The 13,382-nt window shown below is 72.1% G+C and carries 14 protein-coding genes; 6 read left to right on the top strand and 8 right to left on the bottom strand.

The features are described from left to right. The first annotated feature begins 1,154 nt into the window (after positions 1–1,154). The 3 genes from Pma05_RS17310 to Pma05_RS17300 all read left to right on the top strand — a co-directional run bounded on the left by Pma05_RS17310 (position 1,155) and on the right by Pma05_RS17300 (position 3,693). A complete protein-coding gene (locus Pma05_RS17310) occupies positions 1,155–1,733 on the top strand; it encodes an RNA polymerase sigma factor (RefSeq protein ID WP_203858438.1) in 579 nt (192 codons plus the stop codon). After that, positions 1,730–2,608, top strand: coding sequence for a hypothetical protein (locus Pma05_RS17305; protein WP_203858437.1), 879 nt, complete (start codon positions 1,730–1,732; stop codon positions 2,606–2,608). Before Pma05_RS17310 ends, Pma05_RS17305 begins: the two co-directional genes overlap by 4 nt. Positions 2,609–2,925: 317 nt before the next feature. Beyond that, positions 2,926–3,693: a DUF998 domain-containing protein gene (locus Pma05_RS17300; RefSeq protein WP_203858436.1), complete on the top strand. Its 768-nt coding sequence runs from the start codon at positions 2,926–2,928 to the stop codon at positions 3,691–3,693. On the opposite strand, the gene Pma05_RS17295 is transcribed toward Pma05_RS17300, so the two are convergent. The 4 genes from Pma05_RS17295 to Pma05_RS17280 all read right to left on the bottom strand — a co-directional run bounded on the left by Pma05_RS17295 (position 3,651) and on the right by Pma05_RS17280 (position 6,304). After that, positions 3,651–4,406, bottom strand: coding sequence for a tRNA(His) guanylyltransferase Thg1 family protein (locus tag Pma05_RS17295; protein ID WP_203858435.1), 756 nt, complete (start codon positions 4,404–4,406; stop codon positions 3,651–3,653). The genes Pma05_RS17300 and Pma05_RS17295 overlap by 43 nt on opposite strands. Positions 4,407–4,416: 10 nt before the next feature. Next, on the bottom strand, positions 4,417–5,007 hold the full coding sequence (locus Pma05_RS17290) for an HD domain-containing protein (protein WP_203858434.1): 591 nt from the start codon (positions 5,005–5,007) through the stop codon (positions 4,417–4,419). Between the two features lie 225 nt (positions 5,008–5,232). Next, positions 5,233–5,457, bottom strand: coding sequence for a DUF397 domain-containing protein (locus Pma05_RS17285; RefSeq protein WP_203858433.1), 225 nt, complete (start codon positions 5,455–5,457; stop codon positions 5,233–5,235). Between the two features lies 1 nt (position 5,458). Further along, positions 5,459–6,304, bottom strand: coding sequence for a helix-turn-helix domain-containing protein (locus Pma05_RS17280; RefSeq protein WP_203858432.1), 846 nt, complete (start codon positions 6,302–6,304; stop codon positions 5,459–5,461). 430 nt (positions 6,305–6,734) lie between these two features. Here Pma05_RS17280 and Pma05_RS17275 point away from each other — a divergent pair, with 430 nt between their 5' ends. After that, positions 6,735–6,977 (top strand): hypothetical protein, encoded by a 243-nt coding sequence (locus Pma05_RS17275; protein ID WP_203858431.1) that lies wholly within the window; start codon positions 6,735–6,737, stop codon positions 6,975–6,977. Between the two features lie 122 nt (positions 6,978–7,099). On the opposite strand, the gene Pma05_RS17270 is transcribed toward Pma05_RS17275, so the two are convergent. Both Pma05_RS17270 and Pma05_RS17265 read right to left on the bottom strand, forming a co-directional pair. Further along, a complete protein-coding gene (locus Pma05_RS17270) occupies positions 7,100–8,302 on the bottom strand; it encodes a tetratricopeptide repeat protein (RefSeq protein WP_203858430.1) in 1,203 nt (400 codons plus the stop codon). Then, positions 8,302–9,630 (bottom strand): ATP-binding protein, encoded by a 1,329-nt coding sequence (locus tag Pma05_RS17265; protein WP_203858429.1) that lies wholly within the window; start codon positions 9,628–9,630, stop codon positions 8,302–8,304. The genes Pma05_RS17270 and Pma05_RS17265 overlap by 1 nt, the downstream gene beginning before the upstream one ends. A gap of 343 nt (positions 9,631–9,973) precedes the next feature. On the opposite strand from Pma05_RS17265, the gene Pma05_RS17260 reads away from it, so the two are divergent. Further along, a complete protein-coding gene (locus Pma05_RS17260; protein ID WP_203858428.1) occupies positions 9,974–11,068 on the top strand; it encodes a D-alanine--D-alanine ligase family protein in 1,095 nt (364 codons plus the stop codon). Between the two features lie 94 nt (positions 11,069–11,162). Here Pma05_RS17260 and Pma05_RS17255 read toward each other — a convergent pair whose 3' ends face one another. Together Pma05_RS17255 and Pma05_RS17250 are read right to left on the bottom strand one after the other, a co-directional pair. Next, the gene (locus Pma05_RS17255) at positions 11,163–11,903 is read right to left on the bottom strand and encodes a DUF3515 family protein (protein WP_203858427.1); all 741 of its coding nucleotides are present in this window, start codon (positions 11,901–11,903) and stop codon (positions 11,163–11,165) included. 18 nt (positions 11,904–11,921) lie between these two features. Next, on the bottom strand, positions 11,922–12,155 hold the full coding sequence (locus tag Pma05_RS17250; protein ID WP_101370271.1) for an Lrp/AsnC ligand binding domain-containing protein: 234 nt from the start codon (positions 12,153–12,155) through the stop codon (positions 11,922–11,924). A gap of 245 nt (positions 12,156–12,400) precedes the next feature. On the opposite strand from Pma05_RS17250, the gene Pma05_RS17245 reads away from it, so the two are divergent. Then, positions 12,401–13,339 carry a thiamine-phosphate kinase gene (locus Pma05_RS17245; RefSeq protein ID WP_203858426.1) on the top strand — a complete coding sequence of 313 codons (939 nt, stop codon included), beginning with the start codon at positions 12,401–12,403 and terminating at the stop codon, positions 13,337–13,339. The last annotated feature ends 43 nt before the right edge of the window (positions 13,340–13,382 follow it).

The following is a 13,382-nucleotide window of genomic DNA, read 5'->3' as shown; positions in this document are numbered from 1 at the left end:
TCCAGGGTGGAAGGCAGACGGAGGAGCCATCACAACGGCCCGTCGACATGCCGGGAGCGCGGCCCGCAAATCCGCTTCCCGGGGGCCGCTTCCGTCAAGGGGCGGGGATCGATTCAGAGGCACTGGCGGTCCCCGCCTTCCTATCCCCCAAGGCTGAGAGGTGACCCGATGGAATTCCGGAAGGGGCAACGACACCGGCGAGATTGGCGCCGACTCTGGCGGTACTGCCGGTGCGGATACCGCTGGCGCTGCCCCGATTCGATCAAGCTGGTACCGCTGCCGTACGGACCATTCGTCCGGCCGATGACCGACGAGGAGTACCGGGCGGGCTTCCTCGCGTCGTCGCCCGTGCCGAGGGTCGTGAGCTACACCTCGGAAGTGACGCGGGACGCCCGGTCCCCGTCGCCCCGGTCCACGGCGACGAACCGCCGGTCCAGGGCGACGAACCGCAGGGCAGACCCGGCATGGAACGGGAACAGCGGTCACCAGGTAGGCCGGGCCGGTCGGCTGACGCGCCTACCGGGCGCCCGGGTCGACGCTGGTCAGTGATGGGCGTCGTCGTGCTCCGGGACCTGACGAAGCTGACCGACCCGAACCGGCCGCACTCGCCCCGGCGCCCACTGTGGACGTGCCGGCAGTGCGGCGGCCCCTGGCCGTGTGTGTGGGCCAGGTCGTCCCTGCCGGAGGAGTTCCGGCAGGAGCCGCTGTCGCTATTCGTCTTACTCGGCTCGGCCCTGTACGAGGCGGCCGGCGACCTGTATCGACTGTGCCCGAACCCCGGACCCGATCCGATCGAACTGCACGGCAGGTTCCTCGGATGGGTTCGCACAGACAGGATGATCAGGCGAGCACTCGCCCGACGGATTGCCGGTCTCCCGGCGCCTCCGGCCGCCCCTTCCCCCTTGGCGGCCCCGGCGCTGAGGCGGGTGCCATTTGTGCCTCCGTCTGCGAGGCATTATCCCGACTGGCGGGTTGCCGCTGGCGGGCCGTGACGACGGTCCGCGCTGGAGGCGCCCCGGGTCGCTGTTCTCCTCTCCCACGGCGGCCCGGGGCGCGGCGCGCTGGTCATCCGGGCCGGGGTACTTTGCCCTTGCTCACCCTCGGCGCTGCGCCAATGGATGCGACACGACGGTGCCGGCCGGACATATAGAGGTGTGAGGACTCAGATACCGCCGAGCGATACCCAGCTCTGGACGGCCGGCGCCGAGGGCGATGAGACGGCGATCGAACGGCTGTTCGAGCGCCATGCCCGGGCGGTGTACAACCACGCGTACCGGCTGTCCGGCTCGTGGAGCGTCGCCGAGGACGTCACGCAGATCACGTTCGTGACGGCGTGGCGGCGCCGGCGTGAGGCCCGGCTGGTGGACGGCTCGGTGCTGCCGTGGCTGCTGGTCGTGGCCACGAACGCGGCCCGTGCGGAGCACCGGTCCTGGCGGCGCTGGCACGCCCTGCTGCGCCGGGTACCGCCGGAGCCCGAAGCTACGTCGGACCCCGCCGACGAGGTGGCAGACCGGCTGTACGACGAACAGCGCATGCGGGACCTCCTGGCGTTGGTACGCAGGCTACCTCGCGCCGAACGCGAGGCGGTCGCGCTCTGTGTCTGGTCTGGTGTGCCGTATTCCCAAGCCGCCACGATCCTCGGCGTCACCGAGGGCGCCGTCCGTTCCCGGGTCAGCCGAGCACGGTCCCGCTTGGCCCGCATGGTGGCCAATCAAAAACTGGAGGAGCGATGAACGACGTTCTGCAACCCCCCGCCGAGCGGGATCTGCCACCCGACCGCGCCGAACGGCTGCGGGCCGGCGTCCTCGCCGCACTACATGAGCCCGAGCCACGGCACGCAGGCCGGCGGGTAGCGGTCCTCGCCGCCGTGGTGACGACTGTCGTGGCCGGTGTGGGCGGGGCTACGCTGTGGCCGTTTGGCGGGACCGGCGGAGGCTCTCAGGCGCTGGCGATGTCCGCAGCCGAGCTGTCACCGTCCCAGCGCGGGGCGGTGGAGCAGTGCCTGGACTGGAGCCGGGAGCAGCGCGCTCACAACACCGTCGGCCCCACCCCTCCGCCGCTGGAGGTCACGCTGGAGAACCTGGCCGTGGCTGCGCAGCAAGGGCACGACTCGGTCATGCTGTTCCTGACCGATGTCGGCTACTTCGCCTGTACCGTAATCTCCGAGCCGGGCAAGGAGGTCACCGGCGCTAACTCGTCGGACGAGTGGGGAGACCGCCGGAACTGGCTGCCTGGACCCGTCCAGCTGCTCGGCAGGTCCTCCAGTGAGTTCGACGGCGGCGACGTGATGGTTACCGGACGAGCCAGCACCCGGGTGCAACGACTAGTGCTGGAGCACGGGGACGGGCGCACCACCACGGCCCGGCTGAAGGACGGGGCGTTCGGGCTGGTCAGCAGCAACGGAGCGGTCCGCGCGGACGCGCGGCTTGTCAGTTACGACGCGGACGGCAACGAACTCGGCCAGTTGCCGGTGTTCGACAAAGGCGACCAGGACGGCTGCTACGTCGACCCGGCCGGGAAGGTTCTCTACCAACCGCAACACGCCAAGGACGAGCCGTCGTCGGTGGACCCGGCCAGCTGCGCGCCCGCCGAACGTTGGGGACACTGACCACTCTCGACGGTCCGGCCCGACCGTAAGGTCGGGCCGGAGGCCACCGCAACTCGCCGATCGCTGGGCACGCCGCACCGCCCCGGATCTCGATTCCACACCCGGCCTCGCCCCGGTGCGGGCTGCCCCTGGATCCCGGGCGACGCCCGGCCGAACTGGGCCGCCGGAGCGGGCCGGGACGGCCGTGTCGATGGTGCTGGGGGTAGGGCTGGCGGTAGGGGAAACCCGACCCTGACCTGCTCAGGGTCGCGGAACCCCGGGATCGGTCCGGGATCACACCGGATTCGCCGACACGGCGGCGCGACCACGCTGGTCACATGATGTCCAGATCTCTACAACAGCCGTGGACCGCCCAGCCGCTGACCATGGTCGCGGCGCTCGGCATATGCCTGACGGCGACCCTGGGCGTCGCGGCGCACCTCGCCCCCGAACCCGGGATGAGTCCGCTGTCGCTCACGATCAGCGACTACGCGGTGTCGAACAACGGCTGGCCGATGAACCTCGCGATCCTGATCCTCGGCGTGACCTCGCTGGCCGTACCGCTGGCGTTGCGGGACGCCCGGGTCAGGGTGGGATGGCTCGCCGAGGCGCTGCTGCTGGTCTGGTGCCTGGGGCTGATCGCCTCGGCGCTGGTACCGACCGACCCGATCGGGGTGGTCGAGCTGAGTACCCAGGGCTACGTGCACCGGTACGTCTCGGTCGCCGCCTTCGTCGCCCTGCCGCTCGCGACGCTGCTGGCGATCCGCCGGCTTGCCGCCGACGCGCGCTGGCGGGACGCCGTACGCCCGTTGCGGGCGCTGGCGGTGACCAGCGTGTTCGCGCTGCTCGCGCTCTACTACGTCGCGTTTCCCGGCGGTCGGGTGATGATGGGCCTGGTCGAGCGGATCCTGGTACTCGTCGAGCTGGCGCTGCTCGCCGTCCTGGTGGCCCGGCTGCACCGGGTCGCCGGCAACCGCCCCCGTGCGGTCCCGACACCGGAAGTCCCGGCCGGCCACACTCCGGTACTGCGGCGGACGACACCCCGCCGGTCGGTGCAGTCCGGTCAGGACCGAATGGTGGCGATCCGTTCGACCAGCTCACGGTAGTCGGCCTTCATCGGCAGTTCGCGGTCGATCCGGAGCCGGCGGCGGGTGGTGACCACGTCGGTGTCGCGTACCGGGTCGTGGCCGGAGTGCTGGTGGTTCTCCCACCAGAGCCCGACGCCCCGGCGCTGCCAGGCGGGCAGTTCGGCGAAGTTGATGCCGTGCTGGTAGAGCAGCTCGTTCTTCTCCGAGGTACTGGCTCCGTCCAGCGCCTGGCTGGCCTCCCGGGCGGACCGGCCGGCCTGGCGCAGCGTCCAGTAGCACCAGCCGTTGAGCGCGCAGCGCGCCGCGTCGGACTGCCGCCAGGAGAAGTAGTCGAGCACGTCGGCGACGCTCACGCCCAGCCAGATCCGGGAGTCGAAGTGCGCCGAACGGCCGGCGGCCCGGCTGAACTCGGCGCTGGCGATCCCGGCCGAGATCGACACCAGCTTCTCCACCCCGCCGCCGAACAGGCCGTGGTCGGGGGCGAGCAGCACGGAGATCTCGTCGCTCTCGGTGTACGCGTACCGCGCGCCCAGCTCGGTCAGGAGCGCCTGGGCGGTGTCGACCATCAGCTCACCGAACCGGGGGTCGAACGGCTTGTCGAAGTGTTCCTCGGTGAACCGGGTGAAGCCCCGGCCGTCCAGCCGGAGCACCGTCCAGGCGCCGGGCAGCACCCGCAGGGCGTGGAAGTATTCCCGGGCCCGCTGCCGCGACTCGAACTCGTCGTCCCGCATCGTCGCCCCGTCAGTCGACGGGGTAGCGGGACTGGAAGTCGAGCCGCGCGTCGGCCTCCTCGGCGATCCGGGCCAGTACGTCGTCCAGGGCCAGGAACGCCGCCCAGCGCTGCTGCCCACTGACCGTGGCCAGCCGATCCACGACCCGGTTTTCCAGCTCGGCTTCGCGTCGGCCCTTCCAGACCTTGTCGGCGAGGCTGACCAGCAACTCCTCGATCGTCACGTCCGGGGAGTCCCAGCGGGCATGGCTGGCGGCGAACCGGGCCAGGGCCGGCGGGACTCCGTACCCGATCAGCAGCTCGCGGCCGGCGGGCTCGTGCCGCGAGCCGGGCCCGGAGAGTTCTTCGGGATGGCGGGTCTTGCCGATGTCGTGGGTGGCCGCGCCGAAGCGCACCGCCCGGTCGTCGACGACGAGGTCGGGATAGTCCTGGCCGAGCCAGTCGAGCAGTTGGGCCGCGACGTCGTGCACCGCGCGCAGGTGTGCGGCCAGCCGGGCCGGGGCGTTCGACCTGAGCAGCAGCTCGGCGGCCTCCGGCGGGAGCGGGCGCAGCGGTGGCGTGCCGGGATCGGCGAGGGCGCGGTGCAGCGCGGTGGCGGTCACGACGATCAAGGGTAGCCACGAGACGGGGCCGCCGTCGGCGAGTTTCCGGCGGAGCCGCCCGGCCGCCGCCCGGCATACCCCCGCTGACCGCCACGCCCGCTGACACCGCCACGCCCCCTGCCCGCCGACCCGGACCGGCGGAACAGGGGGCGTGGGGCACCGGAGCTGGGCGGGCCGAGCCTTGCCGGGGGGACGCAGCTCGGTGACCGCCGACCTCCCCCCAGGTCAGGGGAGAACGGGGGAGGTGGGCAGCGCGGTGGTGAATGCGGTCCAGGCGGCCGGGGCGAAGGTCAGCACCGGGCCGGCGGTGTCCTTGGAGTCGCGGACGGCCACGACGTCGTCGGCGGCCCCGGCGAGCAGGGCGTACTCGACGCAGGCGCCCTGGTCTCCGCTGTGGCTGCTCTTGCGCCAGGGGGCTCGGCCGAGCAGGTCGGTCGTCTCCGGTGACATGTCACAGTCCTTTCAGGAGGCGGTTGATGGTGTCGCGGCTTTCCGCGGGACTCAGCGCGACGGCCCGCAGGTGTTCCATGATCTTCGCGCAGGTGCGCAGGTCGTGCGGCCGGTCGAGGATCAGTTGACCGGCGACGGTCTCCACCGAGGCGAGGGTCGGGTCCTCCGGGTCGGCGAATTCGAGGATGTGCAGGGAACCACGGGTACCGCGGTGGTAGCCCGCCTTGAGCGGGATGACCTGGATGGTCACGTTCGGCAGTTCGGACATCTTGAGCAGGCTCTTGAGCTGTGCCGCCATCACGGCCTCGCCGCCGACCGGGCGGAGCAGGGCGCCCTCGTCCACGATGGCGTCGAAGATCGGCGGGTCGGTCTCCTTCAGCCGCTCCTGCCGGCCGATCCGGATCTGCACCCGCTGCTCCACCTCCTCGTCGCCGAGGGTGTGCGGACCGCCCCGCATGATCGCCCGGATGTACTCCGTGGTCTGGAGCAGACCCGGCACGACCGACGGCTCGAAGTTCGCGATCGCGGTGGCCTCCGCCTCGACCGCGATGAAGTCGATGGTGCGGCGGTCCAGGATGTAGGAGTAGGAGACCCACCAGCCCGGCTTCCGGGCCTCCTTGGCGAGCTGCACCATGTCCGTCAGCTCGCTCTCCGGCCGCTTGTAGAGGGTGAGCAGGGCGCGTACCGAGGCCGGGCTGACCATCGTCTGCGCGTTCTCGTACCGGGAGAGCGTGCTGCGGGTGCTGTTGATCTCGTCAGCGGCCTGTTCGAGGGTGAACCCGGCCGCCTCGCGGGCATGGCGCAGGGCGATACCGAGGCGGCGAGCGCCAAACGACTTCGGAGCCATGCATCGATCCTGTCACATGGAACTGGGAATGCGTGCGTGAGAGAAGGTACGTGAGAGTTGCATTCACGCGCTCGCAGCGGCAATCTGTCATCACGTCCTCACCGCCGGTGGTCGTGTCGACGGTGGCTGTGGGTGACCGAAGGGGAATGAGGCGCACGGCGATCGGACCTTCCCGTACCCGATCGCCGTGTCCCTCCCGCCAGCAAGCGGACCTGGAGGTGACAGATGACCGCGACCCCGTGCTGGCCTCGGGTTTCCCGATGCCGCTGGTGTGCGCGACCCGTGTTGCGGGACAACGAGGGCGCGTGGATCCACGCCGACCTGGCCCACGTGTGCCGGGACCGGTGGGGCGGGTGAGCCGGAGGCGGCTCGCCGTGCCCTCTGACCGGCACGGACTTCGGAGTGATCGCGGGCGGGGAAGCCACCCGCGATGGTGGCCGGGGCGGTCACGGTGACCCGGTTCCTCGTGGTGCTCACCGACGTACGGCCGCTGACCAGGGATGGCCGGGACGAGCGGATCGAGCCGGAACGCCGCCGCCAGGTCGTCGGCGCCACCAGCCGGGAGGCCGCCGACCGGATCGCCGCCGCCTTCGCGGCGCTGGGCATGGTGCGGGCGGGACGACAGCGGGTCAAGGTACTCGCGGTCGGCCGACGACGATCCCTGGTCGGCTGAGCCGCCGACCGCCGGTCGGGTTGCTGGCCAGCCGCCCGGAGGCGAGCGGCCAGCCGCGCCGAGCTGAGGGTGCCTGAGTTGGGCGGCCAGGCGCGCCGAGCTGAGGTGCCTGAGCTGAGCGGTCAGGTGCCCGGGGTGAGGCGGTGGAGCCGGAACCAGCAGCGGCGGACCAGCAGGCCGACCTCGGCGGCGGCCCGGCTGCGCCACCTGATGATCAGGGTCAGCAGCGGCACGATCGTCGCCGTCGTGCCGATCACCACGACCGCGACCGGCGGATACGGGCCGAGCGTGAAGAGCAGCATGCCGAGCAGCAGCGCGGCGAGCCGCAGCGGTGCGGTGACGAAGGAGAACCGGTAGCGGTTGGCCAGGACCAGCGCGCGGATCGGCGCGGAGAGCCGGTCGAACCGCCAGCGCAGCAGCGCGAGGACGGCCGCCGCGCCGGCCAGCGCCACCAGTACCCCGCTGGCCGCCGCGAGCGTTCGGGACCCGATCGCCTCCTGCAACGTCCCCACCAGGAAGGCGACGAGCAGGAGTACGACGCAGCCGAGATCGGTCAGCAGCCAGAGCGCCCGTCGGGCGTTGAGCGTGGCGGCCCGGATCGCGACCGGATCGGTGGGTACCGTCCGGAGCATCCCGGCCATCGCCGGCGAGGCGCGTACGGCCCGGCCCCGGTCGCTGTCCAGGGTGGCCAGGCCGTGCAGCGCCTGCGGGTCGTCGGGAGCGAGCCGCAACGCCTCCAGGTACGCCGTCCGGGCCCGACGGAACTCGGCCATCCGGCGCTGCACCTTGCCCTCGGCGACGTGCGCCCCGACACTCTCCGGGTCGAGTTCCCTGGCCCGCCTGGTCGCGGCCAGCGCGGCGAGCACCGTCCGGGTACCCCGGCCGCGCAGCAGCGCCTCGGCTCGGGCGATCTCGCTGCGGGCGTCGTCCGGAGCGAGGGACCGGGCCAGCTCGGCGGCGGCGAGTGCCTCGGGGATCCGGCCCAGTTGGCGGAGCGCCAGGGAGCGGTTGCGCTGCAGTTGCGGGTTGTCCGGGGTACGCCGGGCCGCGATGTCGAGCACGGTCAGCATGTCCGCCCAGCGGCTCTCCCGCTGGTAGCAGTAGCCGAGCACCTGGAGGGCGTGACTGTCGCCCGGGTCGGCCCGGAGCACCTCCGTGACCAGCGGGTACGCCGCCTTGACCCGACCGACCTGGGCGAGTTGCAGCGCCCGCTCCAGCAGCGAGTTCCTGCCGTCCGTGCCCATGCCGGTGCTCGTGCCCGTGCCCGTGCCGGTACCCGTGCCGGTACCCGTGCCGGCGCCGGCCTCGGTGGCACCGGCGGTCATCAGAGCAGCTTCCGTCGCTTCAGATAGCTGACCAGGTCGTCGTAGACGCCGCCCTCGTTGGCGAACATCGCCACGTTCCGGGCGGTGGCGAACCACGGCTTGGTGGAGGGACGCACGTCCTTCAACGCCCGGTCGAAGTCGCGCTGCTCGATCATCCGTACCTCGCCGCGCCGGATCGAGTCGGCCATCGCGTACTCGGCGGCCGACTCGCAGAGGTGTGCCAGGTCGGCGCCGGAGAAGTCGTCGGTGGCGGCGACGACCCGGCGTACGTCGATGTTGGCGATCGGCCGGTCCCGCAGGTGGTATTCCAGGATCGAGGTCCGGGCCGGAGCGTCGGGTGGGAGTACCAGGACCACCCGGTCGAGGCGGCCGGGCCGGCGCAGTGCGGGGTCCACGTCCCAGGGCGTGTTGGTGGCGGCCAGCACGAAGACGCCCTCGTTGTTGCCCTCCACGCCGTCGAGTTCGGCGAGCAGTTGGTTGCCGATGGTCCGCATCCCGCTGGAGGTGACCTTGGAGCGCTTGTGCCCGAGCGCGTCGACCTCGTCCAGGAAGAGTACGCACGGCGCGCTGCGCCGGGCGGTCTGGAACAGCTCGTGCAGGTTGCGCTCGGAGTTGCCGATCCACATGTCGAGGACGTCCACGATGGAGAGCGAGATGAACTTGGCCCCCATCTCGCCGGCGATCGCCTTGGCCAGGAACGTCTTGCCGCAGCCGGGCGGGCCGTAGAGCATCAGGCCGCCGCGCAGGCTCTTGCCGTACAACTTGCGCAGTTCGGGGTTGCGCAGCGGGCCGAGGAAGGCCAGCTCCAGTCGCTCCTTGACCTCGGTCATCCCGCCGACGTCGCCGAGCCGGATGGTGGAGACCTCGACGTCGAACATCCGGTCGGCGTCCTTGGTCACCGGCTCGGGCTGGTCTCCGGCGGGCGAGAAGCGCGGCGGTACGACGTCGGCGAGTTCCTGCTCGTAGGCGGCGAGCGGATCGTCGCCCGGCTGGCCCGGTCCGGGCGGCGGGGCCGGTCTCGGTGCTTCCGCTGCCGCTCCGGTGCCGCCGGCCGCTCCGGTGCCGCCGGCCGGTTTGGCGGTGGCCGGGCCCGGCGCGGGGGTACCGGAGCCGGGCGTGGCCGCGCCGCCGCCCAGGGCTCGCTGCATCAGGGCCTGTGCCTGCGGGTCGGCCGGGTTCCTGGCGAGCGCCTGCCCGACGTGCGCGATCGCCTCGGCGGGACGTCCGGCGTCGAGGAGCAGCCCGGCGAGGTGCACCCGCAGCGGAACATCCTCCGGGCTGGCGTTCACCGCGGCGGTCAGGCTGTCGATAACCGAATCGGAACTCACAAGACGAGCAGCCTAGACGGCGGCGGTCACGGGGGCGACACACCGGTAACTCCGGTACCGACGGCCTCTTGAGCGCCGCCACGTCACCGGTTACCGGTTGTGCTCGGCACGTTTACTCCGGTGGAGGTTTCCCGGCGCTGAAAAGGGGTGTGAACCCGTGAGTTCGCCACGCAGAGTAGGGTCACCCGGTGAGCGCACGAGGAGCGACGGCAGCACCGCTGGGCCTCCCGCCGGGCGGGTGTCCGTCGGTGACGCGAACGGCCAACGACGATGCCGACCAGTGATGACGCCGACCAGCGGTGACGCTGACGACCAGTGGTGACGCGAGCGAAAGGTGACCGGAGTGACCACCCCAGGCAAGACCCGCGTGGCCGTCGTCTTCGGCGGTCGCAGTACGGAGCATGCGATCTCCTGCGTCAGCGCCGGCAGCATCCTCGCCGCTCTCGACCCGGACGAATACGACGTGGTCCCGGTCGGCATCACCCGGGCGGGTCAGTGGGTGCTGACCGACGGTGACCCGGCCCGGTTCGCGATCACCGACCGGCGGCTGCCGGAGATCACCGCCGCCGCCGGATCCACCGTGGTGTTGCCGGCCGACCCGACCGGCGACGGTCTGATGGTGCTGGACCCGGCCGAGGGGCCCCAGGCACTCGCCGGAGTCGACGTGGTCTTTCCGGCGCTGCACGGCGCGTACGGCGAGGACGGCACCATCCAGGGGCTGCTGGAGATGGCCGGCATCCCGTACGTCGGTGCGAACGTCTTCGCCTCTGCGGCGGCGATGGACAAGGAGTTCAGCAAGAAGCTGGCGGTCGCCGAGGGCATCCCGGTCGGGCCGTACGTGGTGCTGCGCAGCGGGGTCAGCCTGACCGAGGAGGACAAGGAGCGGCTCGGGCTGCCGGTCTTCGTCAAGCCGTCCCGGGCGGGTTCGTCGGTCGGGATCAGCAAGGTCTCCGACTGGGCGAATCTCGACGACGCCGTCGCGCTGGCCCGGCAGGTCGACCCGAAGGTGCTGGTCGAGGCCGCGATCGTCGGCCGGGAGATCGAGTGCGGGGTGCTGGAGGCCGAGGCCGGTGGTGGCCCGGAGGCGTCCCTGCTGGCCGAGATCCGGGTGGCCGAGCACGACTTCTACGACTTCGACGCGAAGTATCTCGACGCCAGCGACTACGACATCCCGGCCGAGCTGCCCGACCGGGTGACCCGGCAGGTGCAGGAGTACGCCTGCCGTACGTTCACCGCGCTGGACTGCGCCGGTCTGGCCCGGGTCGACTTCTTCGTCACGCCGGAACTGGACGTCTATCTCAACGAGATCAACACCATGCCGGGGTTCACCCCCACCTCGATGTTTCCGCAGATGTGGGCGGCGACCGGGCTGGAGTATCCCAAGCTGGTGAACCGGCTGATCCGGACGGCGCTGCGCCGAGGCACCGGTCTGCATTGACAAACGCCTGTTCGCCGCCCGTCCGGGGACGGTCGGCCGGATCGGAGACGTGGCCTCGGTGTGGTGGCGGTCAGCCATCGGCGTGTGGTGGCGGTCAGCCCTCGGCACAGCCGGTCGGCACGTCCGGCACCGACGGTACCGAGGCGACCAGGGTCTCCGAGACCGGCGCCGCCCACTGCACCGACTGCTCCTGCCCGGCCGGCACGCTGAGCCGGACCGGCACCTCACGGTCCACAGTGGTCAACACCAGACCGCCGTCGCGGTGTTCGGTGAGCCAGCAGACCTTGTTGACCATCCAGAGGTCGGCGACCGCCGGAACGGCCGGCCGGTCCACTCCGCAGGCGAGGGTGACGGCCGGGTCGCCGTACGCGGCGTTCTGCTCGGGGCCGGCGGTGACCGGCCGCTGGCCGAGGTCGCGGAGGGTGGCCGGCATCCGGGACAGCAGGGCCCGGCAGACCGTGGCCGGCCGTTCGGCCAGCTCCCGGGCGGCCATCTGCACCGGCGTGGTCACCTGGGGCGCGGCCGAGGTCGGCGTCGCGGCGGGCTTCTCGACCGGGTCCGGGCTGAGCTGGCCGAAGACGAGTATCGCGACGAGGGCGGTCAGCGGCAGGGCGACCACCGTCGCCCAGATCGCCGCCTGTCGGGTGGTCCGGTCCGGCCCGGCCCCGCTCGGCCGGTCCGCCGGCCCGATCGCCCCCGCCTCCGGCGGTGAGTCGGCCGCCTCCGACGGTGAGTCGGCCGCCTCCGACGGTGAGTCGGCCGCCTCCGACGGTGAGTCGGCCGAGTCGGCCGCCTTCGGCGGTGAGTCGGCCCCTTCCGGTTGTGCACCAACCACGTCCGGTGTCCGCACCACTTACAACCGGACCACGGAGCAGGTCAGCGTGCGGGTGATGCCGGGCACCAACTGCACCTTGCTGACGATCATCTTGCCCAGCTCGTCGACGGTGTGTGCCTCGGTGAGCACGACCACGTCGTACGGGCCGGTGACGGCGTCGACGCGGACGACTCCGGGAATATCCGAGATGTGCGCGGCCACGTCACGTGCCCTTCCGACCTCTGTCTGGATGAGGATGTACGCCTGGACCACGACCCGCCTCCCGTCCGCCGCCGAGCGGCTAGACCGTGAAAATACCGTACGGAGCAGGTCGTATCCCGATCGGTGGTCGGAGGAGACACGATGAGCGATCGAATCGGCCGGGCCGGTGCGGGGGCGGTGCCGGATCCGGAGGTACCCGGAATCCGGTGGCCGAGACCGGCGACGAGCCCGGCCGGGCCGGCGGCCGAGCGCCGTGCCGCCCCGCCCCCGGGGAGCCCAAGTGCCCGGAGGTCGGTGTGAGCGTCGCGCGGGCCGGCGAGTTCGGCCTGATCGCCCGGGTCACCGCCCGGCTCGCCACCGGACACGCCACGCTGCTCGGGCCCGGCGACGACGCGGCGGTGGTGCACGCCCCCGACGGCCGGGTGGTCGCCTCCACCGACGTACTGGTCGAAGGGCGGCACTTCCGCCGGGACTGGGCGTCCGCGGTGGACATCGGACATCGGGCCGCGGCGGCGAACCTGGCCGACGTGGCGGCGATGGGCGCGGCGCCGACCGCGCTGCTCGTCGCGCTCTGCATGCCGCCCGACCTGGAGGCGCAGTGGGCGGAGGAGCTGGCCGACGGCCTGGCCGCGGAGGCGGCCCGGGTCGGGGCGGGTGTGGTCGGCGGGGACATGTCGGCCAGTCCCACCCTGACCATCGCGGTGACCGCCCTCGGCGACCTGGGCGGGCAGCCCCCGGTGACGCGCAGCGGGGCGCGGGCCGGTGACGTGGTCGCGCTCGCCGGCCGGCTCGGGTACGCCGCGGCCGGCTACACCGTGCTGTCGCGCGGGTTCCGCACCCCGAAGATACTGGTCGAGGCGTACCGGCGGCCCGAGGTGCCGTACGGGGCGGGGCCGTCGGCGGCCCGGTTCGGCGCCACCGCCATGATCGACGTCTCGGACGGGCTGCTCGCCGACCTCGGTCACGTGGCGACGGCCAGCCGGGTCGGCATCGACCTGCTCGGCAACGCGTTCGAGGTGCCGGAGCAGATGCGGGACGCCGCGCACGCGCTCGGGGTGGATCCGCTGGCCTGGGTACTCGGCGGTGGCGACGACCACGCGCTGGTGGCGACGTTCCCGGAGGACCTGCCGCTGCCGGGCGGCTTCCGGCTGATCGGTCACGTGGTGCACGGCGCCGGGGTGACCGTGGACGGCCGGGCCTACAAGGGGTCGGGCGGCTGGGAACACTTCCGCTGACCGCTGACCGCTGACCGGTCGGTGGAGGTGCGGGCGAGGGTCG

Source organism: Plantactinospora mayteni (assembly GCF_016862935.1).
Taxonomy (GTDB): domain Bacteria; phylum Actinomycetota; class Actinomycetes; order Mycobacteriales; family Micromonosporaceae; genus Plantactinospora; species Plantactinospora mayteni.
The sequence above is the reverse complement of the archived record's forward strand: the minus strand, read 5'-3'. Positions and strand labels throughout refer to the sequence as shown.